Origin of the sequence: Paenibacillus sp. yr247 (assembly GCF_900103825.1) — a bacterium.
Classification (GTDB): Bacteria; Bacillota; Bacilli; order Paenibacillales; family NBRC-103111; genus Paenibacillus_E.
This window is the reverse complement of record NZ_FNIF01000020.1, coordinates 1-25,266: the sequence shown is the minus strand read 5'-3', so window position 1 is coordinate 25,266 and position 25,266 is coordinate 1. Positions and strand designations below refer to the sequence as shown.

At 46.9% G+C, this 25,266-nt stretch carries 25 protein-coding genes and 8 tRNA genes; 4 read left to right on the top strand and 29 right to left on the bottom strand.

The features are described 5' to 3' along the window. Nucleotides 1–89 precede the first annotated feature (89 nt). The 21 genes from whiA to BLT91_RS23070 all read right to left on the bottom strand — a co-directional run bounded on the left by whiA (nucleotide 90) and on the right by BLT91_RS23070 (nucleotide 21,024). Nucleotides 90–1,022 (bottom strand): DNA-binding protein WhiA, encoded by a 933-nt coding sequence (gene whiA / locus BLT91_RS23170; protein WP_090825375.1) that lies wholly within the window; start codon nucleotides 1,020–1,022, stop codon nucleotides 90–92. 5 nt (nucleotides 1,023–1,027) lie between these two features. After that, nucleotides 1,028–2,011, bottom strand: a complete 984-nt coding sequence (gene yvcK, locus BLT91_RS23165; RefSeq protein ID WP_090825373.1) for a gluconeogenesis factor YvcK family protein — start codon at nucleotides 2,009–2,011, stop codon at nucleotides 1,028–1,030. A 31-nt stretch (nucleotides 2,012–2,042) separates the two neighbouring features. After that, on the bottom strand, nucleotides 2,043–2,930 hold the full coding sequence (rapZ, locus tag BLT91_RS23160) for an RNase adapter RapZ (RefSeq protein ID WP_090825371.1): 888 nt from the start codon (nucleotides 2,928–2,930) through the stop codon (nucleotides 2,043–2,045). A gap of 75 nt (nucleotides 2,931–3,005) precedes the next feature. Beyond that, a complete protein-coding gene (locus BLT91_RS23155; RefSeq protein WP_090825369.1) occupies nucleotides 3,006–3,953 on the bottom strand; it encodes an ROK family glucokinase in 948 nt (315 codons plus the stop codon). Between the two features lie 161 nt (nucleotides 3,954–4,114). Beyond that, the gene (gene trxB, locus BLT91_RS23150) at nucleotides 4,115–5,062 is read right to left on the bottom strand and encodes a thioredoxin-disulfide reductase (RefSeq protein ID WP_090825367.1); all 948 of its coding nucleotides are present in this window, start codon (nucleotides 5,060–5,062) and stop codon (nucleotides 4,115–4,117) included. A gap of 173 nt (nucleotides 5,063–5,235) precedes the next feature. Next, nucleotides 5,236–6,972: a tetratricopeptide repeat protein gene (locus tag BLT91_RS23145; RefSeq protein ID WP_090825365.1), complete on the bottom strand. Its 1,737-nt coding sequence runs from the start codon at nucleotides 6,970–6,972 to the stop codon at nucleotides 5,236–5,238. A 159-nt stretch (nucleotides 6,973–7,131) separates the two neighbouring features. Further along, a complete protein-coding gene (locus tag BLT91_RS23140; protein WP_090825363.1) occupies nucleotides 7,132–8,082 on the bottom strand; it encodes a ribose-phosphate diphosphokinase in 951 nt (316 codons plus the stop codon). A gap of 75 nt (nucleotides 8,083–8,157) precedes the next feature. Beyond that, nucleotides 8,158–8,964, bottom strand: coding sequence for a histidinol-phosphatase HisJ (gene hisJ, locus BLT91_RS23135; protein WP_090825361.1), 807 nt, complete (start codon nucleotides 8,962–8,964; stop codon nucleotides 8,158–8,160). A gap of 26 nt (nucleotides 8,965–8,990) precedes the next feature. Next, nucleotides 8,991–9,653: a bifunctional phosphoribosyl-AMP cyclohydrolase/phosphoribosyl-ATP diphosphatase HisIE gene (gene hisIE / locus BLT91_RS23130; protein WP_090825359.1), complete on the bottom strand. Its 663-nt coding sequence runs from the start codon at nucleotides 9,651–9,653 to the stop codon at nucleotides 8,991–8,993. After that, nucleotides 9,650–10,408 carry an imidazole glycerol phosphate synthase subunit HisF gene (gene hisF, locus BLT91_RS23125; RefSeq protein ID WP_090825357.1) on the bottom strand — a complete coding sequence of 253 codons (759 nt, stop codon included), beginning with the start codon at nucleotides 10,406–10,408 and terminating at the stop codon, nucleotides 9,650–9,652. Before hisF ends, hisIE begins: the two co-directional genes overlap by 4 nt. Nucleotides 10,409–10,695: 287 nt before the next feature. After that, nucleotides 10,696–11,301: an imidazole glycerol phosphate synthase subunit HisH gene (hisH, locus tag BLT91_RS23120; protein ID WP_090825355.1), complete on the bottom strand. Its 606-nt coding sequence runs from the start codon at nucleotides 11,299–11,301 to the stop codon at nucleotides 10,696–10,698. Nucleotides 11,302–11,303: 2 nt separating this feature from the next. Then, nucleotides 11,304–11,912, bottom strand: a complete 609-nt coding sequence (gene hisB / locus BLT91_RS23115) for an imidazoleglycerol-phosphate dehydratase HisB (RefSeq protein ID WP_090825353.1) — start codon at nucleotides 11,910–11,912, stop codon at nucleotides 11,304–11,306. Then, complete coding sequence (gene hisD / locus BLT91_RS23110) at nucleotides 11,913–13,199, bottom strand: histidinol dehydrogenase (RefSeq protein ID WP_090825351.1); 1,287 nt, start codon at nucleotides 13,197–13,199, stop codon at nucleotides 11,913–11,915. 44 nt (nucleotides 13,200–13,243) lie between these two features. Beyond that, the gene (hisG, locus tag BLT91_RS23105) at nucleotides 13,244–13,882 is read right to left on the bottom strand and encodes an ATP phosphoribosyltransferase (protein WP_090825349.1); all 639 of its coding nucleotides are present in this window, start codon (nucleotides 13,880–13,882) and stop codon (nucleotides 13,244–13,246) included. 104 nt (nucleotides 13,883–13,986) lie between these two features. After that, entirely contained in the window at nucleotides 13,987–15,195 is a 1,209-nt protein-coding gene (locus BLT91_RS23100) for an ATP phosphoribosyltransferase regulatory subunit (RefSeq protein WP_090825347.1), read from the bottom strand. 216 nt (nucleotides 15,196–15,411) lie between these two features. Next, a complete protein-coding gene (locus BLT91_RS23095) occupies nucleotides 15,412–15,906 on the bottom strand; it encodes an acyltransferase (protein WP_090825345.1) in 495 nt (164 codons plus the stop codon). Next, nucleotides 15,903–16,562, bottom strand: coding sequence for a pyrophosphatase PpaX (gene ppaX, locus BLT91_RS23090; RefSeq protein WP_090825343.1), 660 nt, complete (start codon nucleotides 16,560–16,562; stop codon nucleotides 15,903–15,905). Before ppaX ends, BLT91_RS23095 begins: the two co-directional genes overlap by 4 nt. Beyond that, a complete protein-coding gene (lgt, locus tag BLT91_RS23085) occupies nucleotides 16,540–17,517 on the bottom strand; it encodes a prolipoprotein diacylglyceryl transferase (protein ID WP_090825341.1) in 978 nt (325 codons plus the stop codon). The genes ppaX and lgt overlap by 23 nt, the downstream gene beginning before the upstream one ends. 35 nt (nucleotides 17,518–17,552) lie before the next feature. Then, a complete protein-coding gene (gene hprK / locus BLT91_RS23080; RefSeq protein WP_057302634.1) occupies nucleotides 17,553–18,494 on the bottom strand; it encodes an HPr(Ser) kinase/phosphatase in 942 nt (313 codons plus the stop codon). Between the two features lie 173 nt (nucleotides 18,495–18,667). Further along, entirely contained in the window at nucleotides 18,668–19,798 is a 1,131-nt protein-coding gene (locus BLT91_RS23075) for an ABC transporter ATP-binding protein (protein WP_090825339.1), read from the bottom strand. A 110-nt stretch (nucleotides 19,799–19,908) separates the two neighbouring features. Further along, nucleotides 19,909–21,024, bottom strand: a complete 1,116-nt coding sequence (locus BLT91_RS23070) for a PucR family transcriptional regulator (RefSeq protein WP_090825337.1) — start codon at nucleotides 21,022–21,024, stop codon at nucleotides 19,909–19,911. 233 nt (nucleotides 21,025–21,257) lie between these two features. Here BLT91_RS23070 and BLT91_RS23065 point away from each other — a divergent pair, with 233 nt between their 5' ends. The 4 genes from BLT91_RS23065 (at nucleotide 21,258) to BLT91_RS23050 (ending at nucleotide 24,211) form a co-directional block, all read left to right on the top strand. Further along, a complete protein-coding gene (locus tag BLT91_RS23065) occupies nucleotides 21,258–21,650 on the top strand; it encodes a hypothetical protein (protein ID WP_090825335.1) in 393 nt (130 codons plus the stop codon). Nucleotides 21,651–21,656: 6 nt separating this feature from the next. Further along, complete coding sequence (locus tag BLT91_RS23060) at nucleotides 21,657–22,253, top strand: gluconate 2-dehydrogenase subunit 3 family protein (protein ID WP_090825333.1); 597 nt, start codon at nucleotides 21,657–21,659, stop codon at nucleotides 22,251–22,253. Next, nucleotides 22,250–23,812 carry a GMC family oxidoreductase gene (locus tag BLT91_RS23055; protein WP_090825331.1) on the top strand — a complete coding sequence of 521 codons (1,563 nt, stop codon included), beginning with the start codon at nucleotides 22,250–22,252 and terminating at the stop codon, nucleotides 23,810–23,812. The genes BLT91_RS23060 and BLT91_RS23055 overlap by 4 nt, the downstream gene beginning before the upstream one ends. 96 nt (nucleotides 23,813–23,908) lie before the next feature. Beyond that, nucleotides 23,909–24,211 (top strand): MTH1187 family thiamine-binding protein, encoded by a 303-nt coding sequence (locus BLT91_RS23050; RefSeq protein ID WP_090825329.1) that lies wholly within the window; start codon nucleotides 23,909–23,911, stop codon nucleotides 24,209–24,211. Nucleotides 24,212–24,341: 130 nt separating this feature from the next. Here the strand turns inward: BLT91_RS23050 and BLT91_RS23045 are convergent. The 8 genes from BLT91_RS23045 to BLT91_RS23010 all read right to left on the bottom strand — a co-directional run bounded on the left by BLT91_RS23045 (nucleotide 24,342) and on the right by BLT91_RS23010 (nucleotide 25,202). Continuing rightward, nucleotides 24,342–24,414: transfer RNA gene (locus tag BLT91_RS23045), tRNA-Lys, on the bottom strand. Between the two features lie 9 nt (nucleotides 24,415–24,423). Continuing rightward, nucleotides 24,424–24,505: transfer RNA gene (locus tag BLT91_RS23040), tRNA-Tyr, on the bottom strand. Nucleotides 24,506–24,551: 46 nt separating this feature from the next. Further along, nucleotides 24,552–24,624: transfer RNA gene (locus BLT91_RS23035), tRNA-Phe, on the bottom strand. Between the two features lie 46 nt (nucleotides 24,625–24,670). Beyond that, nucleotides 24,671–24,747: transfer RNA gene (locus BLT91_RS23030), tRNA-Asp, on the bottom strand. A 77-nt stretch (nucleotides 24,748–24,824) separates the two neighbouring features. Further along, a tRNA-Thr gene (locus tag BLT91_RS23025) sits at nucleotides 24,825–24,900 on the bottom strand. Between the two features lie 14 nt (nucleotides 24,901–24,914). Continuing rightward, nucleotides 24,915–24,990: transfer RNA gene (locus BLT91_RS23020), tRNA-Val, on the bottom strand. Nucleotides 24,991–25,006: 16 nt separating this feature from the next. Further along, a tRNA-Met gene (locus BLT91_RS23015) sits at nucleotides 25,007–25,083 on the bottom strand. A 27-nt stretch (nucleotides 25,084–25,110) separates the two neighbouring features. Further along, nucleotides 25,111–25,202 (bottom strand) — tRNA-Ser (locus BLT91_RS23010). Nucleotides 25,203–25,266 lie beyond the last annotated feature (64 nt).

Sequence of the window (25,266 nt, the reverse complement as noted above, 5' to 3'; positions counted from 1 at the left end):
CTTATGTTTTAACATTATAGCATTTTTCCCTGAAGTACACTAGAAAAAATGAGAAAAACTTATACATGTACTGTACAAGAGCTTCTTATCTACGAATTCCGCTGTTTTTCAGCTAATTCGTCAATTTTCCGCAAACGATGATTGACGCCGGATTTGCTAACACTGCCCTTGAGCATGTCACCAACTTCCTTGAGATTTAGATCGGGATGCTGAAGCCTAATTTCGGCGACCTCTCTAAGCTTCTCAGGTAAGCTATCAAGTCCGACCTCCCTTTGCAGGAGACGAATATTTTCGATCTGTCTTACCGCTGCACCAATTGTCTTGTTTAAGTTCGCTGTTTCACAATTGACAATTCGATTTACCGAGTTACGCATATCCTTCATAATCCTGACATCCTCAAAGCGCAATAACGCTTGATGTGCGCCAATGATACTCAGAAACTCAATAATCTTCTCGCCTTCTTTAATGTACAGCACGAACCCTTTTTTGCGTTCGATGAAACGGGCATTCAAGTCGAATTTGTTCGCAAGCTGCGCCAACGCCTTACAATGCTCCTCGTAGATCGAGGCAATCTCCAGATGATATGAAGATCCTTCAGGGTTATTCACTGAGCCTCCAGCCATGAAAGCCCCACGAAGATAGGCACGCTTGCAGCAGTTGCCTCGAATAATCTCTTTGTTAATTCCCGTAGTGAAGATGAACCCTTCGGAAACAATTTTCAGATCACTGAGCAGCTCTTGTACCTGTCCGGGCACTCTAACAATATATACATTGTTCTTCTTCAGACGCATTTTTTTGCGCACGAGCAGTTCCGTGTGCAATTTGTACGTCTTTTTGATAAGAGTATATATACGTCTGGCAATAGCGGCGTTTTCGGTGGAAATATCGAGAACGACGCGTTGATTAGTTAACTGAACGGACCCATTCATTCGAATTAAGGCCGACAGCTCCGCTTTCTCACAACACGCTTCCGCTTCCGTAATTAAGGTTAATTCTTTTTTGGTGGTTGCCGCAAAGGACATGGGACTCACTTCTTCCTTAACATACAGCTTTCGACGAGCTGATAAATATGGTCACTCAATTTCTCTGCATCATGACGAAGGTAGGTGCGAAATAGTACGAGCCGATCTGCAATAACCCGGTACCCTCGCTTCGTGACTTCATCCAAGTCCAAATGAACCGCTTTCGAACCCTTTTCCGCATATTTCGCCTGAACTTGCGGAGGTATTTCCCCGTTATTCACGATCACATAGTCAAACAAATGTTGTTTAAGGTGATCATGAATCGCATCGAGGTGATCACTGACCGAATAGTCGTCGGTTTCCCCAGGCTGTGTCATCACATTGCAAATGAATAGCTTTACAGCTTTCGATTTCACAATCTCTTCTGCGATTCCGGGAACAAGTAAATTTGGCAGCAGGCTGGTATATAAACTACCAGGCCCGCAAAGGATAGCGTCTGCTTCGCGTATAGCTTGAATCGCTTCAGCAAGCGGTGTCACATTAGCGGGTTCGAGGAATACGCGCTTGATTCGTCCATCCGCCTTCGGAATCTTGGACTCGCCTATGACTAAGGTACCATCTTCCATAATCGCTTTCAACACGATGGCCTGATTCGATGCCGGCAGCACTCGGCCACGGACAGCGAATACCCGATTCATCTCTTGAACCGCCGTGACAAAATCACCTGTTATATCTGTAAGCGCCGCTAATATTAGATTTCCCAGACTGTGTCCAGCTAAACCTGTCCCCACTTGAAATCGATACTGTAAAATTAGCTCCAGCAAAGGTTCGACATCTGCTAATGCTGTCAGTACGCTGCGAATGTCACCCGGAGGAGGCATCTGCATTTCATTCCGAAGAATACCGGAGCTTCCTCCATCATCCGCTACCGTCACAATTGCTGTAATATCAACCGGCTTTTCCTTCAAACCTCTAAGCATAACCGAAAGACCTGTTCCACCACCGATAACGACTATTCTGGGAGTTTGTTGTGATTTACCATGTTCCATACTTCTTTCACCCTCTTAATCGTAAGACCGCTTAGACGCGGTCCCGCTCGGCATCGCGATGACTCAAACGCACGGTTTCCGTTTCACTATTCCCCATCACTTTACCGAGGTATTCGGTAATGGCGACGGATCGGTGCTTACCTCCTGTGCAGCCAATTCCAACAACAACTTGACTCTTACCTTCTTTCTTATATTGAGGCATCAAGAAATTCAGCATATCAAGCAGTTTATTCAGGAATTCTTGAGTCTCTGTCCACTTCATCACGTAGTCATACACATCGGGGTCTTGGCCTGTCTGCGGGCGTAGCTGTTCTACATAGTGTGGATTCGGCAGGAAGCGAACATCGAAGATTAAATCGGCATCAATAGGGATACCATACTTAAATCCGAAAGAGATTACATTTATAGATATGCGGTTTGTTTCCAAATTGGTAAACCGAGAAATAATTCTTTCTTTGAGCTGCACCGGCTTTAGTATACTTGTGTCGATAACCTGTGTGGCTAGGCCTTTCAGCTCTTCCAACAGCTTACGCTCCAGGCCTATACCTTCAAGCGGCGCTCCATTGGGAGCAAGCGGGTGACGGCGGCGGCTTTCTTTGTAACGCTGAACTAGCGTCGCATCGGTAGCGTCTAGGAATAGAATTTCATAACTAAGCGTGTAATTCTCTTGAATATAACGAAGCGACTCCTGAAGTGCAGTGAAAAATTCACGCCCCCGCAAATCAATCACCAGTGCGACTTTGCCGATTTTCCCCATCGACTGCTCGATCAATTCAGCAAATTTAGGAATGAGCACAGGCGGCAAATTGTCGACGCAGAAGAATCCAAGATCCTCGAGACTCTGTACGGCAATCGTCTTTCCAGCTCCCGACATTCCTGTTATTATGACTAGTTTCGCTAAAGGGTGATTTTCTTCCATGAATGACACCTTCCTTTGGAGTGCTCTCGCAGGCCAACTCAGAATCGCTAACCATACGAACCTGATCTTCTGCGTCTATCGCAAATTCAATCCAGCAGCGCCAACGACGCCAGCATCATTACCGAGTGTCGCAGCAACAATCTCAACACCTTCTGCGGCTGTCTCTGGTGTGTATTTCTTAAAGGTTTCACGGATTGGTTGAAATAAGATTTCCCCCGCTTTAGAAACACCACCACCGATGATAAATCGTTTCGGGTTAATAATAACAGCCATCGCTGCCATTGATCGTCCAATATAATATGCAGCACGGTTTACGATGCGCAGGGAAACTTCATCTCCGCTCTTCGCTGCATCGAATACATGCTTCGCTTCAATCTTCTCGTGAAGCGCCAAAGACGTTCGCTCGCCGCGTTCAACAGCTTCATTCGCCATACGAACAATACCTGTCGCGGAAGAGACCGTTTCCAGACAGCCCATTTGCCCACATCCACACTGAATCGCCTCAATGTCAGGAACAACGGACATATGACCAAGTTCTCCAGCCATACCAGCAGAGCCTTGATAAATTTTACTATTAATAATAATACCGCCGCCTACACCTGTACCAAGTGTGTAACAAACAACATTCGGAATACCTGCTCCGGCACCAGCCCAAGCTTCGCCTAAAGCAGCAACATTCGCATCGTTGTCGATCTTAACCGTTTTACCGAGAAGAGTCTCTAACGTTTTCTTCGCAGGGACATTGCGCCATTGCAAATTGGGAGAGAATTTGACGAAGCCTTCCGGAATATCCATAAATCCAGCTAGACCTGCACCTATACCAGCTACTTGCTCCCACTCAAACGAAGAATCTTCGACAATTTGGCGTACGTACTGTGCAATTCGCTCCAGTACGAAATCAGCGCCATTCTCCGCACCTGTAGGACCTTCAAACGTATGCAGCAATTTTCCCTGCTCGTCGCAAATGCCGACTTTAATGTTGGTACCGCCTAAATCTACACCGATATAAATTTGATTTGACATTGCAAGGTCACCTCATGAATAATTCTTAGATTTTCGGGCATATGCTCCTGTTTCAACTATAAGTCAAGCCTGTAAACAGGTCAAGATTCAACTAACTCCCCAAAGAAATGAGAAAACGTGGAGAGATTAGCCCTCCACGTTTATAAATGACTTCAGACCTCTTACAGCGACTTGCTCCAGTCGTGTACCATGTTGTTTTCCAGGAACTTTTCAGCTTCCAGGGCAGCCGCACATCCACTTCCTGCTGCAGTAATCGCTTGGCGATACTTCGAATCTTGCACGTCACCACAAGCAAATACGCCCGGGATATTCGTCTCTGTTGTGCCTGGCTTCACAATAATGTAGCCATGGTCATCGGTTTCGATTTGTCCACCCAGGAACTTCGTATTCGGTGTATGACCGATCGCTACAAAGATACCATCCGTTTCGATGATTTCATCTTCACCGGTCACGTTATTTTTCACTTTCAGACCCGTTACACCTTTTTCGCCAGATAAAACTTCAAGCGGCGTATTATTCAGTGACCATTTCACTTTTTCGTTACCGCGAGCACGATCCTGCATAATTTTGGAGGCGCGAAGCTCGTCGCGACGGTGTACTAATCGAACCTCCGAAGCAAATCGAGTAAGGAAGTTCGCCTCTTCCATCGCGGAGTCACCACCCCCAACGACAATAATCTTTTTGCCGCGGAAGAAGAAACCGTCACACGTTGCGCAAGTGCTTACGCCGCGTCCGATGCTTTCTTTCTCATTGGTAATACCGAGCAATCTAGCGGAAGCACCTGTGGAGATAATCAATGTTTCTGTCTCGATCTCGCCAAGACCTTCAACGTGCAGTTTAAACGGACGCTTCGTCAGCTCAACAGAATTGACCCAGCCGGTTTTGAATTCGGCGCCAAAGCGCTCTGCTTGCTTGCGCATATTTTCCATTAATTCAGGTCCCATGATCCCTTCAGGGAAGCCTGGAAAATTCTCTACTTCGGTTGTTGTGGTCAACTGACCGCCTGGCTCTGGCCCCTCGATAACGAGCGGGCTAAGGTTGGCACGCGCTAAATAAATGGCTGCTGTTAGACCGGATGGACCTGTTCCTACGACGACTGATTTGTACATATGGTTTCCCTCCTAGGTGCTTTCCTTAGGAAAGCTATCTTTTTTGTCAGCATCGTCTGAGTTTGTCTTAACAAACGATCATCGAATGCCTCTATTGTTTCTCTGCGAGCAGTCAGACTGCCGCTTAATTTATGGATGAAAGCCAGGTTTTTGACGAAGCAATGGCCCAGCTATCAAATGCTCGTAAATTTGTTGAAAATAGCTTCCATTTTTTCACGCAAACCGCATGTATCATCAATCAGTTTCACATTCCGACTTACGGTTGAGACGGTTACACCATAGCGCGTAGAGACTTCCTGGTAGGAAATCGCCCGGCGATGCATCTTAGCGATCAAATATTCTAACGCAGCAGCCCAGCCCTCAGATTTATGAATCTTAGGTACGGTCGGGTATATCTTCGTCAGAAATTCAACCCATAGAATTTCCAAATCATACTGTTGAACCATATCGTAACGCTTGTGCATATGGGAGAGTGCCGTTTCCATCACGCTCTGCCATTTGACATTCCATACAGGCAAATGCGGCGAGTAAGGTGAAGCCTCCACCATAATCTCCTCATTCTCGAGATAGGCGGGAAGAGACTCGCGGATCCCCATGCTGCGAAGCACGAAAATCGCAACTTTCTTCAAATAGTCATCCTCTTGACGATCCAGAATGAAATCCTGCAAAGCATCTCTCACTTCATTGTCGGCTATCAAGCCGAATGCTTGGATGACCTGCAGCTTCGTCTCGATATCGCCATGGCGCAAAGCCCAGAAGAAGGATGATCGCACAAGCGGATCTTTCTTCAATTGGTCTGGTATCCCTTGCGTGGATTTCTCCAGCACCCGAAACTGCTCTTCAAAGGGCAAATGGTAATGATAACTCCACGATAGAGGCCCCTCCGCCTTCTCGCGTGAGCGCAGCTGCTCCAAGTAAAACTTGGAGATTTCGGCGCCGGGATCAAGCTTCTCCACTTGCTTCCAATATCGAAATGCTTCGGCAAATCGACCGATGTGGCTGGCAGCTACAGCCGCATAATGATAAAGGCAAGGGTCAGACGCACCGTCCCCTGCTTTAAGCAGACGCTTAAATAAGTAGTACGCCTTCTCGTGTTCAGAAAGGATCCCCATGGTAGTGGCAAGCTTGAACACATGATCTTGCTGAAACGGGAACGTCTTGCACAGGAGGGATGTCAACTCAGCCAACTCTTCCTTATTACCAAAATGCTGGTGGAAAATGGCCATATTACAAAGTGCATGCAGATTCCCGGCATCAATTTCGAGCACCGCGCGAATCGTTTCCATCGCCTTTTCAAATTGACCCATATAATAATAAGCAAGGGCCAAGTTATTACGTGCCGCTGTGAAATCGGGCTGATTCTTCACCAATTTCTCTAGCTGTCTCACAGCTTCAGCAAATTTCCCCTCTTCGAGGAGGGCACGGGCTTTATCATGCTCGAAGAGCCCTTCTCGACTCTTAATGCTAGTGAGAGGGGCGGGACGTTCAAGCTCATAGCTTAGCATTTCCATCATTTCTTCGGATTCATCCATGAATTGACCGGCAGAGTCATTCTCCAAATACCGAACCAATGCTTGTTCTGCCAGCTCAAAGTTTTCCATGTTGGCATAGTTGTTTGCCATATAAAAATGACATTCCGTCATCTCGGGATCGATGGTATCAAGGATATGCTGCAAAATTTGGTTCGACTCGTCGTAATTGCCCATTTCGGAGAGAACTCCCGCGAGATTGCAGTGATTCACAGGGTTATCCTGTTCATATTCTGCAGCTCGCCGGAAATATTTCAATGCCTTATCATAATGAAACCGATCCAAAGATTGAACCGCTCTCTCGAAAAAGAATGCGGCATCCATGTTAATTGAAATAACTTTAGGCTTTGGCGCTTCGGATACACGCTTAATCTTTTCCATAGCAAGACACCTCCGGCAATTTGAATGACACTCCTCAAATTATACCATAGATCGCTTGGAAGCCAAAAACATTATCCGAAGGTAAGATCTGGTCTTGATATGTGCGCTCTTGATCCTAGTTCAATCGAGGTTTTCAAAGTCGCCTTTTCAAACTTCCGCTTAAACGCCGCCGTATTTGAAGAGGGAGGATAGGGAACCACCGTCGTTGATAATGCGAATGGCGTCAGATAACAACGGAGCTACAGATAGCACGTTGAATTTACCCGAATGATCATCTGGAATCGCGATGGAATCCGTGATGATGACTTCTTTGATGTTCGGGTGATCCAGTCTCTGCAGGGCAGGGCCGGAGAACACAGGGTGCGTTGCGCAAATATAGACGTCGTGGGCTCCTCTTTCTTTGAGACCTTCAACAACGTTCACAATTGTCGTACCCGTATCGATGAGATCCTCGATAATAATCGGCGTGCGGCCTGCAACATCACCAATAACGTGAGTAATCACGGATTCATTGTGAGCTGGGCGCTTCTTGATCATCATCGCAAATGGCGCATCAAGGATGTTTGCCATTTTCTCAGCCGTTGTCGCGCGGCCTGCATCCGGAGATACGATGATCGGGTCCAGCAAGTTTTTCTTTTTGATGCAATCACTAATGACATCAAGAGCCGTCAGGTGATCCACCGGAATATTGAAGAAGCCTTGAATCGCTGGCGCATGCAAGTCAATCGTGACAACACGAGCTGCACCTGCTGCACTGAACAAGTCAGCTACTAATTTAGCAGAAATCGGCTCACGCGGAGCAGCTTTACGTTCTTGACGGGAGTAACCATAGTAAGGAATGACAAGGTTGATCGTTTTTGCAGAAGCTCTTTTTGCCGCATCCATCATGACCAAGAGTTCCATCATATGCTCATTAATTGGATGGGAGAATGTTTGTACCAGGAATACGTCACAGTTACGAATCGTTTCTTCGTAGAGACAGTAGATTTCTCCGCTTTTGAAACGGGATAGTTTGATTTGTCCAAGCGGCTGGCCAAGCTCTTTACAAATACGTTCCGCAAGCTTCGGATTCGAAGATCCGGAAAAAATTTTAACATTGTCGCTATGCATGGTTAATGGTTACCTCCGAAGGTTCATTAAATAGATTGTTCACGCCCTACTTATTATACATGAAACATGTCGAATTTAAAAAGTCACAAGATGACGATTTCGTGCATGAAATGTGGCTATTTCGTTAAATCCAATCAATTTCAATAGGTCTCGTGCCTCATCCAAATATTGGGCCAACCGTTCTGGGTGATGGGCATCCGATCCAATCGTCAACGGAATTCCCACCTTATGACAATATTCCAGCATCCGTCGACTTGGAAACATCTCTTTACATGGCATCCGTAGGCCTGAAGCATTAAGCTCAATCGCAAGACCGAATTCCTTCACCGTATCTAATGCTGCTTTCTCGAGGTCCCACGGATCACGATCCGGCGTATAACCAAATCTCTTGATCACATCGATATGACCGATATAATCATACAGTCCGGTTCGTACTGCTTTCTTCACTGCCTCGTAGTATTGGGCATAGACTTCATAAATATCCTTGCCTTCCCAACCGGCCACCTGTCTAAAATCAGAAATATCCCACTCACCCAGAAAATGCACCGAGCCAATCACATAATCCCATGGATAATCATTAATGATGGCAGCAATCTCTGGCTCGTAGCCTTCAATATAATCCCCTTCTAGGCCGACACGGATATCAATTTGATCCTTGTACTTCTCTTTCAGGTGAAGGCACTCCTCGACATATCGAGGCAGCTCTTCCTTCGACATGGCCATCTCCGGCCAATACGTTTGCGGATCCACATGCAAAAGCGGCATATGATCAGAAAGCCCCAATTGTGTGAGCCCGATCTCGATGCCGCGTTTGATGTAATCCTCCAGTTCCCCAGAGGCGTGACCGCAGCGCACATGATGTGTGTGATAATCAATCAACATCGTGAATTCACTCCAGGTCGTTTTATTTATTTTTTGATATGACGATTGGCGAGCTCTTTCATAATATCATCCAATGGCAATTTATTATTACGTAAAAGGACCATTAAGTGAAAAATAAGATCACTCGCTTCATATCGAAGTTCTTCATTGTCTTTGTTTTTGGCAGCGATGATCACTTCGGCTGTTTCTTCACCGACTTTTTTGAGAATCTTATCGACGCCTTTCTCGAAAAGATATGTCGTATAAGCACCCTCTGGACGCTCAGCGTCACGCGAAGCAATAACGACTTCCAATTCACCAAGAATTGCGAAGCGATCACCGGCTGAGGCAGCTGGCGCAGCTACTGAAGTTTCTTTTTCCGAATCGAGTGGAATGTTCGTTGTGAAGCACGTGTACGTACCCTTGTGGCAAGCAGGTCCCACTTGTTCTACGAGAACAAGAAGCGTGTCTGCATCGCAGTCGTAGCGAAGTGATTTTACCTTTTGTGTATGACCGGAAGTTGCCCCTTTGTTCCACAGCTCTTGACGGGAACGACTCCAGAACCAAGTGTCACCTGTTTGAATCGTGCGCTGCAATGATTCGCTATTCATATAGGCAAGCATGAGCACTTCTTTACTGACTGCATCCTGTACGATAGCAGGCACTAGTCCCTGTGCATCGTAAGTAATCTGATCTAGTGAAAATGTCATCGGATTTCAACCCCTTTACCTTTAAGGTCATCTTTGACCCCTTGAATCGTTAACTCTTTATAGTGAAAAATGGTTGCCGCCAGCCCTGCGTCGGCTTTTCCTTCGGTAAATACATCGTAGAAATGTTCCGCTTTACCTGCTCCGCCGGAAGCAATCACAGGAATCGTGAGCAGTTCGGATACAGCACGCGTTAGCTTCAAATCAAAGCCGTCCTTCGTTCCGTCAGCATCCATGCTAGTAAGTAAGATCTCACCAGCGCCGAGCTCTTCCATACGCTTCGCCCATTCCAGCGTCTTAATACCAGTGGCGTTACGTCCGCCATGCGTGAACACTTCCCACTCGCCCCACTCCGCATTAAACTTCGCATCAATGGCAACGACGATACACTGGGAACCAAACTTACGAGCTCCATCGGAAACGAGCTGAGGGTTGCGAACCGCTGCGGTGTTGATCCCGATCTTATCAGCTCCTGCACGAAGCAGACGTTTCATGTCATCCACGGTTGAGATCCCTCCGCCCACGGTGAAAGGGATCGTAATCTCCCCCGCCGTTTGACGGACAACCTCCACCATCGTCGCCCGACCTTCGACCGAAGCCGAAATATCGAGAAACACCAGTTCATCCGCGCCTTCTTTATCGTAAATCGCAGCCAGCTCTACCGGATCTCCTGCATCGCGCAAATTAACGAAATTTACGCCCTTGACCACCCTGCCATCCTTGACGTCTAGGCAAGGAATAATTCTTTTGGCTAACATGATGGGCACATCCTTCCTAAGCTAAACTTCTATTTGTGCAAAAACAGCTGGTTTGCTCATCCTTCACAATAAAGCTCAATGGCTTTACATCGAATAAGAGTCTCCAAAAGCTTCTATTTCTGCAAAACTGGCTAAATTACTCCAGATAGGAGTCTTTACAGTCTTCTATTTCCCTGAAACCAATCCTTTTCATACTTTTCAACCGGAATAAGAGTCCCTAGAAGCTTCTATCTGTGTCTAACCCGCCCCACCGCACCAAATAAGAGACGATAAAGACTGTTATTTGCTTATTTACACATAGCGAGGAAATTATTAAGCAGCTGCATGCCGATATCCCCACTTTTTTCGGGGTGAAACTGCATGCCGTATACGTTATCTCTGCCTACAATAGCCGTCACTGGCTGATGGTAATCCGTTACCGCCAACAGGTCGCTTTCGCGCTCTGGCTTCACATGATAGGAGTGGACGAAGTACACATGCCCTTCTTCGATACCTTGGAAAATCGGACTCGCATTTTGCTTAAAGACTAATCGATTCCAACCCATATGCGGCACCTTGTAGTCACCGCGAAAGCGAACGACCGAGCCAGGCAAAAGGGCAAGTCCCTCATGATCCCCATGCTCCTCGCTGCTCGCGAACAACAACTGCATGCCAAGGCAAATCCCCAATAGAGGCTTACCCGATTCCGCATAACGGACGACGACATCATTTAGCCCCGACTCGCGCAGCTGCTCCATCGCATCCCCGAATGCGCCTACGCCTGGCAGGATAGCGCCCTCAGCTGCAAGGATCTGCTCAGCATCCCCTGTTACAACAGCTTTGTAACCTAGACGCTCGACAGCTTTGCTCACACTATGCAAATTACCCATTCCATAATCAATGATGGCGATCATCCTTAGAGCACTCCCTTCGTCGAAGGAACCCCCTGCACGCGAGGATCAATCGATGTCGCTTCATCCAGCGCACGGCCTAACGCTTTAAACACCGCTTCAATCATATGATGTGTATTCTGTCCGTAATGCACGATAACATGAAGCGTAATGCGAGCTTCGAGAGCTAGCTTCCATAGGAACTCATGAACAAGCTGTGTTTCAAAGCTGCCTACTGTCGCTGAAGGATACTGGGCACGATATTCAAAATGCGGACGATTGCTAATATCAATAACGACTTGTGCAAGCGCCTCATCCATAGGTACGAAAACGCTCGCATAGCGTTTAATTCCTCTTTTGTCACCGAGAGCTTCTCGAAGCGTCTGACCCAAACAAATACCGATATCTTCAACCGTATGATGATCGTCAATCTCGATATCGCCCTTAGCGACAACATTCAGATTGAATTGGCCATGCTTCGTGAACAAATCCAGCATATGATTCAAGAAAGGAACATCCGTTTGAATCTCAGATACTCCTGTTCCGTCCACTTGGAACGAGAGGGCAATGTCGGTTTCATTTGTTTTGCGTTCAACACTCGCTGAGCGAGCAATCGCTTTATCCTGTTCAGCCATCTAACTCAACTTCCCTTCCTTCTTGAGTCGTATCTCTACCGCTCTCGCATGACCTTCCAGCCCTTCATTACGGGCCAAAGTCATGATCATCTCGCCGTTCGCGAGCAGCGCTTCCTTACTATAGTGAATAACGCTTGATTTTTTTAGAAAATCGTCCACATTCAGTGGCGATGAAAACCGTGCCGTGCCGTTCGTCGGCAGCACATGGTTAGGTCCGGCGAAATAGTCGCCTACAGGCTCCGTGCTGTAGGCGCCAAGGAAAATAGCTCCGGCATTCTCAATGCGCGGCAGCAGGTTAAAAGGCTCCTGCACCAGCAGCTCGCAATGCTCCGGTGCCAAGCGATTGACAACGTCAACGCCCTCGTCCAAGTTATCCACAAGGAGTATTGCTCCTTTGGTCGCTGTGGACACAGAAGCGATCGCTTTCTTCGGCAGCACGTCCAGCTGCCGCCATAGCTCTTGCCGAACGGATTCGGCAAGCTCTCTTGACGGTGTCACCAGAATCGACGGTGACATCTCGTCATGCTCGGCCTGTGCCAGCAAATCAGCCGCTACGTATTCAGGGTCGGCGTGCTCGTCCGCCAGCACGACGATGTCGGTTGGCCCGGCGATCATGTCGATATCGACGACGCCGAATACGAAGCGCTTCGCCAGCGCGACGTAGATGTTGCCGGGTCCGACAATCTTATCGACCGGCGGGATCGATTCCGTGCCGTAGGCCAGCGCGGCTACAGCCTGCGCCCCGCCTACGCGGTAGATCTCTTTCACACCCGCTTCGGCTGCTGCCACAAGGATATGCGGGTTGATGCCCGCTTCTCCTGCGGTGGCCGGAGGCGTCACCATCGCAATCTCCGGCACCCCCGCGACGATCGCGGGGATTGCGTTCATGAGCACGGAGGAAGGGTAAGCCGCCTTCCCTCCGGGCACGTACAATCCGACCCGCTTCAGCGGTCGGATGATTTGGCCCAGCAGGCTGCCGTTCGCCTGCAGGTCCATCCAAGACGTGCGTTTCTGCTTCTCATGAAACGCACGAATGTTGGCGGCGGCTTGTCGCAGCGCCGCCAGGAACTCGGCGTCGACTTGCGCGTACGCCGCCTGGATCTCCTCGTCGCTGACGCGAAGCTCAGCGACGTCCACGCGGTCGAACTGCTGCGCCATGCGTCGCAGCGCGGCATCTCCGTCCTGCCGCACCTCATCGATGATGCGCCGGACGGTCTCATTTTGCTCTGGTGAGCCGTATTCGACCTCGCGCTTCAACTGAAATTCCGAGGCGGGAAGTATCCGCATCTCCATCATCCTCTCTTGATCGTATAAGTTCACCTTTCTTTACTCTATATCTTCGTCAACACAGGCAGTACCGCCTGCAGCGTATCACACAACCGCTGAATGGAATCATTCTTCATGCGGTAACTAACCCGATTCGCAATTAAACGGCTCGTAATCTGAAAAATCTCCTCTTGCTCCACAAGTCCGTTCTCCTTGAGCGTCTGGCCCGTTTCGACCATGTCCACGATACGGTCAGCAAGACCGATGAGCGGCGCAAGCTCGATTGAGCCGTTCAGCTTAATTACCTCGACCTGCTGCCCCTTCTCGCGAAAATACTGTGAAGCAACGTTCGGGTACTTCGTCGCTACCCGCGGATTGATCACTTGCTTCCAATCCGGCAAACCGATGACCGACATTCGGCACCGTGCGATGCCCAGATCCAGCAGCTCGTAGACATTGCGATTCTCCTCCATCAGGACATCTTTGCCGACAACCCCGATATCCGCTACCCCATATTCGACATAGGTAGGAACATCCACCGGCTTCGCCAAAATGAATTCCATTCTCGCCTCTGGTACGGGAATAATTAACCTGCGTCCTTCTTCCAAGTCCTCCGGAATCGAAAGCCCAGCTTGATGAAACAGCTTTGCTGCTTGTTTATAAATACGGCCTTTCGGCATCGCTACTTTGAGAATATCATCCAACGTTCCAACCTCCTTCAACCTTCCAATCAACGGGGTTAAACGCACACATTCACTTGAGTACGACTCTCCACATTGTTTTCATGCTGCTTCACTGTATTCATCTACTACGCAATCAACGTAATAACATCATCATAAACGGTTCCTCTAAGCTCGTATTGTCCGTCATCCCTTTTCAACAAATCAGTCGACCAAGCTTCATGCTCGTGTACCAGGTGTGTGATAATCACAACCTCATCATCACTGCTTCGCATAGCCTTTGCCAGCTGCAGCGCTTCTTCACGATGCTCAGCATCGTAGGCAATCAGTACACGGCCCGGCTGCTCCACATTTTCTTTTCCTGTAACCTCAAGAATTCGGTTCGTCTTTAATGCAAATCCTGTTGCCGGCGCCGGACGCCCAAACTGACTCAGCAGATTATCATATCTGCCTCCGCTGCAAACAGGGAAGCCTAGATCGGCCGCATAGCCCTCAAAAGTCATACCTGTATAGTAAGAGAAATCTCCAATCATCGTTAAATCAATCACCACGTGCTCACTAACCCCATAGGCTTGCAAAACATCCCACACTTCGCATAAATGACGAATCGCGTCTTGCGCGATGGGGTGCTGAGACACCATACGAGCCTGCTCACAAATTTCATCTCCGCCTCTAAGTCTTAATACACCGCCCAGCTCACGCTCCACCTCGGGTGTAAGAGCCAAAGACTTAATCGCTTCGCGGTACCCCACATAATCTCGACTGAGCAAGTGTTCCTTCAGCGTAAGCTGTGCATCGTTGCGTCCTTCCAGCGTTTCCTGGAACAGGCCATTCAGGAAGCCAACATGACCAAGCGCAATTTTGAACGTATTCACGCCCGCGGCTTGCAGCGAAGCAATGGCCAAAGCCACAACCTCGGCATCCGCGTCGGATGAAGCATCTCCAACAAGCTCGACACCCGTTTGGAAAAACTCCGAATCACGTCCTGCTTCTTCTTCAATCGCACGGAATACATTAGAGTGATAGGATAGGCGCAAAGGGAACGCATGCTCCTTGAGTAGCGATGAGGCTACACGCGCAATTGGTGCAGTCAATTCAGACCGCAAAACAAGCGTCTTTCCCTTACGGTCCAGCAATTTAAACAACTTCTTATCTTCTGTGGAGCTCGCCACTCCAACGGTATCGTAATATTCAAGTGTAGGTGTAATGATCTGGTTATATCCCCAGCGTTCCATACAAGCCAACACACGGTATTCTATATTTCGCAGCTTCGTAACTGCCTCAGGCAAGTAATCCTTAACACCTAACGGTTTTTCAAATACTTTTGGCTTTGACACTGTCTCACCTCAACATCTAGGAATTCAGTTTAATTTCCTTCTTCATTTTGCTTTAATACAGTAACGTGCTACCATGCTACCAAAATAAAGAATGTACGGCTATTTTATCACGTAACCTTAGGACCGTCAATTGTCACTTTCCCTATCCTTGAGGAGTCTTATATACCTCTTCACACGCAAAGAAAGAGAGCTGCACTGCTTTGTAGCGTACAACTCTCATTTCTCATTATGCTTTTCACGAATCGTCTGCAGTGGATTCCCTGCCACAAAGCTATATGGTGCCACATCCTTATGCACAACCGAACCCGCCCCAATGATCGCATAATCCCCAATCGTCACACCGGGGAGGATCGTCGTATTGGCTCCCACCATCACATGTGAACCAATATTTACATCTCCTAGTCTGTACTCTTTTGTTAGATATTCATGGGCCAGAATCGTGGTGTTATACCCAATGATGGTATTGCTTCCAATATGGATCTTTTCTGGAAAAAACACATCCACCATCACCATTAAAGCAAAAGCAGTATGCTCACCAACCTCCATCCGGAGCACATGACGATAGATCCAATTCTTCATACGCAGCGAAGGCGAGTATCGGGTTATTTGGATAAAAATAAAATTCCGAATCGCCTTCCATTTGCTGACGGTATGATATATTTGCCATAAAGCATTAGGTCCATCGACCGGGTACTTGTCCGTTTTTCTCAACTAGCATCCACATCCGACGTCAGCCCTAATATGGGCAGCAGGTCAGTTATATCGTCAATCAGATGATCTGGTTTGTACTGCTCTAAATAAGAGCGCCCTTTCCAAGACCAAGATACGCCAACAGACGTAACTCCCGCATTTTTCGCAGCCTCAATATCATAATGACTGTCTCCAACCATCATCGCTTGGTCCGCGGAACTGCCTAACTCCTTAAGTGCTGCGAGTATACCTTCGGGATGAGGTTTCGGCTCTTTCACATCTTCAACGGTAACAATGGCACTAACGAATGTGTCCAGTCCGCACAACTTTAGGCCCATCAAAGTCGTTTGCCGAATTTTGCTCGTCACGATGCCAATTTTAATGCCTTTTTCGTGCAGCTTCGCCATCACCGTGCGCACATTCGGGAATTCTTTGACCAGCTCATCATGCTTCGATAAGTTGAACGTCCGATACTTCTTAATGATCTCCTCAACTTCTTTTCTACCCGTAAAAAGCTCCATTTGTTCCACAAGCGGTCGCCCCATATTCGGAATGATAAGCTCCCGACTTACAGGCTCTGTCGTTTCGCCTTCCAAGCTATGCAAAAATGATTGCACAATAAGCTCGTTCGTATCGACAATCGTGCCATCCAGGTCAAACAGTACGGTTTGAATCATAGTCTGCTCCTTTATCTTCTATCTCGTGATCCTTCAATACTTTGTTTTTCTCCAAAGCTTTCGTAGATACAATCGGATCTGCATAACGCACATTCGCGTACCCTTTTTTCCTTCTCACGATAATAACAATAACCATTCCAATCACAATCAGAAGCGCTAAGAGCTGCGAGAATCTCACATTACCGCCATAGGTAAGTACACCAGGTTCGAACACAACTGTCATTGGGGACCATAGTGTATTCATGAGCGATGCAAGCCACGTTGGGCCCGTGAAATCAAGACTATCTGTACGCACACCTTCAACAAAGAAACGACCAATGGAGTACCAAATAAAGTAACTGAAAAATAGTTCCCCTGCCCGTAGGAAAGGTCTGCGACGAAGCCAGAGTAGAACCAACAGCCCTAATATATTCCAGACAGATTCATACAGAAACGCCGGGTGATAAAATGTACCTTCAATGTTCATTTGATTCACGATAAAATTCGGTAAATGTAAAGTATTACGTAAGAATGACTCCGAAACAGGACCTCCGTGTGCTTCCTGATTCATGAAATTGCCCCAGCGTCCAATCGCTTGGCCGACGATTAAACCCGGCGCACAAATATCAGCGATTCTCAAGAATGTATATCCTTTGGCTCTTACGTAGAAAAAAGTACCGATAATCGCGCCAATTAACGCCCCATAAATAGCTATGCCGCCATGCCAAATCATAAAAATCTCAGCTAAATTGTTCTTATAATCGGACCATTGGAAGGCCACATAATATATTCTTGCCCCAATAATGGCTGAAGGTACACCAATTAACAATAAATCCATGAAAAAGTCAGGAACAATTCGGAATCGTTTTCCTTCCCTGATCGCCAATAACAAACCAACTAACGCTGCTGTACCTAAAATAATTCCATACCACCGGACATGGATCGGTCCAAGGGAAAAAGCAATACTCTCGAGCATGGTTTCACTCCTTCATTATGTTGTGTGGTTTTTAATCAATCAAAGTCCTCAAAATCTTCGTTCAACGACTCTGTCAGTTTATTCGTAAACTGAAGCGCCGCGTTGTACCCCATTCGCTTCAAACGATAGTTCATCGCAGCCACTTCCACGATAACCGCTAAGTTTCGACCTGGTCGAACAGGAATCGTAACAAGCGGCAGATCCGTATCGATGATACGGGTCAGTTCCTCATCAAGACCTAATCTGTCATATTGCTTGTCCTGCTGCCAATTTTCTAATTTAACAACAACGGAGATCTTCTTCACATTGCGGATGGCACCTGCTCCGAATAAGGTCATGACATTAATGATACCGACACCGCGAATTTCAAGCAAATGACGAATGAGCTCAGGCGCATTACCCGTGAGCACCTTATCTCCATTTTGACGAATTTCTACTGCGTCATCAGCGATAAGCCTATGACCTCTTTTTACGAGCTCAAGTGCCGTTTCACTTTTCCCGATGCCGCTGCTTCCTGTAATGAGCATGCCAATTCCGTATACATCGACCAGTACACCATGAATCGTCGTGCTTGGAGCTAGTTTATTCTCCAGAAACCCTGTCAAACGACTCGCGAAGATTGTCGTAGACATTTGACTGCGAAGTACCGGAAGATCTCGCTTTGTTGCTTCTTCCAGCAATTCAACAGGAACATCTAGTCCTCTTGTCACAATGATACAAGGTGTTTCCTCCGGCGAGCACAGCTGCTCTACCCTATTTCTCCGAACACCCGTCGTTAACATTTCCATGAAGGTGACTTCCGTCTTCCCTAGCATCTGGATACGTTCTCTTGGATGGTAATTAAAATACCCCGCCATCTCAAGACCCGGTCGGTAAAGATCCCCTGTTGTTATTGGACGTTTTAGTCCAGATTCACCTGCAAGAACCTCCATATGGAGTTGTTCCACCAATTCGGAAACCTTCACTTTTTTGGCCATCGTCCAATCTCCTTCGAGTTTTGCCTGTGCAAAACGTGCTTCATCTCAAATATTCATTCTTTCCAATAGTTTCATCGTAATGGAATACCTACTTGAAATCAACTAAAGTGTTCGTGAAGCTGCAATAAAGACAAAAAGGCCAGCCGATAACGGCTGGCCTTTCAGTTAAAATTTTATAGATTAGGATTAATTAAGATGGATAATGTTGTATCTTTATCAAAGAAATGAACTTTGTTCATATCCAAAGCCAATTTAACGTTTGTGCCTTCTTTAATTCCTGAACGCCCGTCAACACGTGCGATTACAGTGTTAGCGCCAATACCGTTAAGGTACAAGTACATTTCATGACCCAAGTTCTCAGTCAATTCCACATTCACGTTGAATACAGTGTTAGGTGATGCTTCCAAGAATACGGGCTCTTCGTGAATGTCTTCTGGACGAACACCCAGAATCACTTCTTTACCTACGAAACCTTTATCTTTCAGCACTTGTGCTTTACCAGCTGGAATTTCAACATTCACAGTACCTGCTTTGAAGAAAACGCCGCTTCCTTCTTGTGTCAATGTACCTGTCATGAAGTTCATCGATGGGGATCCAATGAAGCCCGCAACGAAGATGTTCACTGGGAAGTTGTAGATTTCTTCAGGTGTAGCTGCTTGTTGAATAATACCTTTATCCATAACAACGATGCGATCGCCCATTGTCATAGCTTCGATTTGGTCATGCGTTACATAGATCGTAGTAACACCAAGACGTTTTGTTAATTTTGTGATTTCCGCACGCATTTGTACACGAAGTTTCGCATCCAAGTTGGAAAGCGGCTCATCCATTAAGAATACTTGTGGCTCACGAACAATCGCACGACCCAAGGCAACACGTTGACGTTGACCACCGGAGAGAGCTTTTGGTTTGCGATCTAACAAGTGAACGATATCCAAGATTTTCGCTGCTTCACGAACGCGAGCATCGATATCTGCTTTTTTGAATTTACGAAGCTTCAAGCCGAATGCCATGTTTTGATAAACAGTCATATGCGGATAAAGGGCATAGGATTGGAATACCATCGCGATATCGCGGTCTTTAGGAGCTACATCATTAACAAGGCGGTCTCCGATGTAAAGTTCACCTTCAGTGATTTCCTCTAATCCTGCGATCATACGAAGAGTTGTGGATTTTCCGCAACCGGATGCTCCAACCAATACGACGAACTCTTTATCTTCTACTTCAAGATGGAAATCTTTAACTGTGGATTCTTCTGCACCAGAATATTTTTTAACGATATGATTTAAACGTACGCCTGCCATGGTTTCATTCCCCCTACGGTTTATCGTTCCAAAACTTATTTATCAACTTTAACTATACTCATCTTACCCTACGGATGCCGGACTGACTATGCACAATCCCTACAAAAAAATCACTTTCTTTTCGTTACTTTGTACAATAGCAATGCAAGTCTCACTAATACCGCGTGATTAAACGTTCTCACATCTAGCCCTGTCTCATTTTTGAACTTGTCCAAACGATATAACAAGGTATTTCTATGAATATATAGCTTCTTCGCGGTTTCACTAACGTTACAGTCAAGTGTGAAGAAATGTTCAAGCGTCGTCACCGTCTCTGCATCGAGTGCATGGTCTGTACCGCGCAGCACCTGTTCCAGGAATTCAGCTTTTTCCTCTTCTTCAATCAAATGCAGCAGCTTCTCCAATCGAAGCTCCCAACGAAGATGAATAAAGCTGCCTACATGAAAGGAACGCCCCAGCATAATGGTCTCCCGCAGCTTGAGTATCGTGGCATACAGCGATTTCGCGGGTTTTACCGGATAATCAATGGCTAGATGACATTCACCTACCCACTCATTTGCAAGCATTTCATACAAGCCTGACCCAAAGGCGTCGAGAATCTGCTCTACGCTTTCCTCCTCGTCACCTTCTCGCTCCTCACTGCCGCTTGTTAGCAGACCTTCCGGCGCTAGGATTAGCCACTCTTTTTCCAGTAAAGGAATCAGGATAATCTCCGACTCGAAGAAAGACTCCAAGAGTTTCTTCAGCTCTGCGTAGGAAACACTTTGATTTTGAGAGTAATCCCCATATAAGAGCAGCGGAATTTTCGTCGAATACAAAGAGGATTGTGAAGCAAGCGCATCCGGCAGCTCCGCATAAGTAGAACCGCGCTCCATCTGCTGCAGCAGCCAATCTCTTAATTGGTGCGCTTTTCTTTCATCTTCAGATAAGAAAGCACCCCACTGCCTTTTTTCTTGTGTTTGCTTTGACTCTACAGTCATTTCCACCAGCTTACGCTCAGATGCCGTGAGCTTTGCTCCGAATACTTGCAGAATGCGAATATCTTTATGTTCTTTGGATAAATAAAACAGCACATCCTGACCACGCATAACGCTTCGGCTAAAACTTTCCCGATTCTCTTCCTGCTCTTCGGCCAAATGCTGCCAATCTGCCTCGGGTAACAAACCAATCTGCATAGGCAACTGTAAAACCGCTTCCAAACGCTCTTTTACTCGCTCCCAATCCATCTGTAATCTCCCCTTACTCCCATAGCATCTTCTATCTCTATCTCTCTATTGTAGCATAAGTGACCCCCCTTATGTGAAAGTTCCCTCCTGCATCTAGCTGCAAAAGGGTTCTGTTTCGTCAATCCTTTCATTCCAAATAGGGAAATATGGCTAAATGAACACGAACTCATATTCTTTGTAAACTTGGAAATAATTGTACTAGGATGGTCTCATCCTATAGGAGGGTAATACATATGGTTTGGAGTCAGTGGGTATTGGATCGTGTCATCATTTTAATGGTCGGAGTAGCCTATCTCTTCATATGGGTGCAGGTGACCTTATCGCATTATCGACAAAACTTTCATAACAAATTTATGTGGGGGCCTGTCATTCTAGCTCTAGTTATCAGCTTCGTCTCTATCATGAGTACACTGCTGAATAGTAAAGGCTGGTATACCATAACACATATCTGTTTCTGGCTTGGTGTCATTCAAGGATTGATCGGATTTCTCTTTCACATCAAAGGTGTTCGAAAACGGGTTGGCGGGTTAGCTTTACGGAACTTTCTCACAGGACCGCCGGTGATGATGCCCTTACTATTTTCAATCATTAGCATTTTTGGTCTAACTGCTATCTATGGAGGCTGAATTATTATGAAGAATCATCCCTATTATCCGACATATAACGTTATGGATGAGCAAAAGGAATGGGATTCACATACACGGTCTATCGTGACTGCTCGTTTGACTCGTGAGCATTCGTACCGTTTTTTAACACCTGTTGAAGCGGAAACATTACGAGCCTGGTGCGCGCTTCTCATGGATGATCATCGAGGAGATATTATTCAATATATCATCTGTCATATTGATCAAACATTAACTGAAAACAAAGGAGAGGGACAGCGTAAGGTCAATGTTCCCCCCATTCAAATTCTCCTGCGCCAGGGACTTAAAGCTATTGATGAGGCGGGCTGGATAGAGAACAGTCGGCCTTTCTTCCAACTGGATGAATCTGCACAGCGGCAAATCATGCTCCAAATCAGCAGCGCAAGCTATCCCCCAACCGAAGCTTGGGAGGGCATTCCACAAAAAGCACTCTTTCATAAACTACTTCAGCTAAGTGTAGAAGCCTATTACTCTCATCCCTTAGTCTGGTCGGAGATCGGTTTTGGCGGTCCTGCTTATCCTCGCGGGTATGTGAGAACAGATCTAGGCCAACTCGATCCTTGGGAGGCAGTGAGCGAGCCATGAAGTGGAGACATGAAGATGAATCAGTCGATATCTTAATTGTAGGTGCAGGCGCAGCAGGCGGTGTGCTGGCCAAAGAGCTTAGTGAAGCCGGCCTGAGCGTTGTCGTGCTTGATGCTGGTCCTTGGCGTGATCCTCAGAAGGACTTCGCTAGTGACGAGCTGGGCATGCGGCATTTAGCATGGGAGGATACACGGATTGTTGATGGAACGGAACCTTTAGGAATGGGAACCAATAACTCAGGTAGGGGGGTTGGCGGAGGGACACAGAACTTTACCGGTGTTTTTTTGCGATTTCATGAATCTGATTTCAAAACGAAGTCCATCGATGGCGTGGGTGAAGATTGGCCCATTCATTACAAAGATCTCGAGCCGTATTACAACAAGATAGAAAAAGAAATTGCTGTTTCCGGACCGAAGCATTTCCCTTGGGGCAACTTTAATGGTCCTTACCCTTATCCGGAACGTGACCCCCTTAGTCCTAATGCTTATTTATTTCAAAAAGGTTGCGAAGTACTCGGGATTCAGTCAGCAGTTACACCGCTAGCTATTCTATCTGCTCCTTTTGAAGGACGCCCTCCCTGTATCAATCGTGGATTCTGTATACAAGGCTGTATGCCAAATGCCAAATTTAGTACTTTGACCGTTCATATCCCCAAGGCCGTTCAAGCCGGAGCCGAAATACTCCCTGATTGTATGGTTATTCAAATCGAAATTGATAACAATGGTCATGTGTGCGGTGTTCTCTTCGTTCACAAAGGGATTACTTACCGGCAACGGGCTAAGACCGTTATTTTATGTGCTCACGTAATTGAAACTCCCCGTCTGCTGCTCCACTCCGCTACCTCTCAATTTCCAGACGGACTGGCGAATTCAAGTGGTTGGGTAGGCCGGGCTATCATGCCGCACAGCAGTAATGATGTCTACGCAAAATTTGAACAGGAGGTTCGCTTGTATAAAGGAACACCTGTGTTGGCATCCACTCAAGATTTCTATGAAACCGATCCGCATAGAGGCTATGCTCGCGGCTATACGATTCACTCACACGGCTCGAGACCTATTGATATGGCCGAAGGGATCAGCAAATCGACGCGAGAGCTCATTTGGGGGCAACAGCTAAGGCAAATAATGCTTGATTATAACTACTATGGACGCTTAACCATGGTGGGTGAAGTACTTCCGCAATGGGACAACCATGTCTCCTTATCAGCTGAAAAAGACGAATTTGGAATGCCGCGAGCATCCGTGACATTCAGTTATGGAGATAACGATCGCAAATTAATCGATCACGCTGTAGAGAATATGAAACTAATCCTCAAAGCCGCTGGAGGCGAGGTTGCCTACGTCGTGCCCGATACACAGCATCTCATGGGCGGTTGCCGCATGGGGAATAACCCTGAAACATCGGTCGTCAACTCTTACAGTCAGAGCCACGACATCCCTAACCTGTTCATCTGCGGTGCAAGCCCTTTCGTAACTTCTAGTGGAGGGAACCCCACCAACACGGTCATGGCGCTTGCAGCCAGAACAGCCGATTATATCATCGAGCTTGCCAGTTCTTAAATGAAAGCCTGCTCCCTACTAATGGATTGCATTACTTCTAGCCACTCATCTACAATAGAAGAGAGCTATATATGATGAAAGGAGAGAGTGACATCTATGGCTATCGCTGAATTCACCATTATCCCTATAGGAACGGCAACCACCAGCCTTAGCAGCTATGTCGCTGATCTGCACAAGGAACTAGAGAAACATACAGATATCACCTTTGAAATGACCCCTATGGGCACTATTCTTGAGGGTTCCTTAGATCGACTGCTAGAAGTCATACGTGCCGTCCATGAAGTCCCATTTACGAACGGTGCACAGCGAGTCTCCACATCCATCAAAATAGACGATCGCCGCGATAAACCAGCTTCCATGACGCAAAAAATGCAATCCGTTGCAGAAAAGTTGAAATAAGAAAGAAACAGAAAAAAGCATCCTGCCTAAGGATGCTTTTTTCTGTGAGTATTGGGGCGTTAGTTGCCCAACTCTGACTATTTAAAACAAAAAAAGACCTCTACTGGTCTTCTACGTTTACTTATAAAAGTGAGTCATGTAGGATTCGAACCTACGACACCCTGATTAAAAGTCAGGTGCTCTACCAACTGAGCTAATGACTCATAGGAAAATGGAGGCTGATGGATTCGAACCACCGAACTCGGAGAGAGCAGATTTACAGTCTGCCGTGTTTAGCCACTTCACTAAGCCTCCAGATAAGAGATACCCGTGCTGCATTCTTGCAGCACAACCATCTCAATGGCTCGGGACGGAATCGAACCGCCGACACGAGGATTTTCAGTCCTCTGCTCTACCGACTGAGCTACCGAGCCTTATGTACTTTATTCTAGCTTGTCCTAATTCACTTAAAATAATAGATGGCGGAGCTGACGGGATTCGAACCCGCGGTCTCCTGCGTGACAGGCAGGCATGTTAGGCCACTACACCACAGCTCCGCGTTACTAATTATTGGGGTCCCCGGAAAGTAATCGGAAACTCCATCATTGAACCATCTTCACTTTTTGGGGTAAAGTGGTGCCGTCGAGAGGACTTGAACCCCCAACCTACTGATTACAAGTCAGTTGCTCTACCAGTTGAGCTACAACGGCATATGAAAGAAAAATGGTGGAGGCTGACGGGATCGAACCGCCGACCCTCTGCTTGTAAGGCAGATGCTCTCCCAGCTGAGCTAAGCCTCCGACTGGAATGGTTTTATGGTAGCGGCAGAGGGGCTCGAACCCCCGACCTTACGGGTATGAACCGTACGCTCTAGCCAGCTGAGCTACGCCGCCACATAAAAAGTATATATAGTTGGAAACTGGCGGAGAGAGAGGGATTCGAACCCTCGCACCACTTACGCAGTCTAACCCCTTAGCAGAGGGTCCCCTTATAGCCACTTGGGTATCTCTCCAAGCTATAATATACAATCAGGAAGTATTATTCCCTGAAAACTAGATACGAAACTTGCGTAAAGT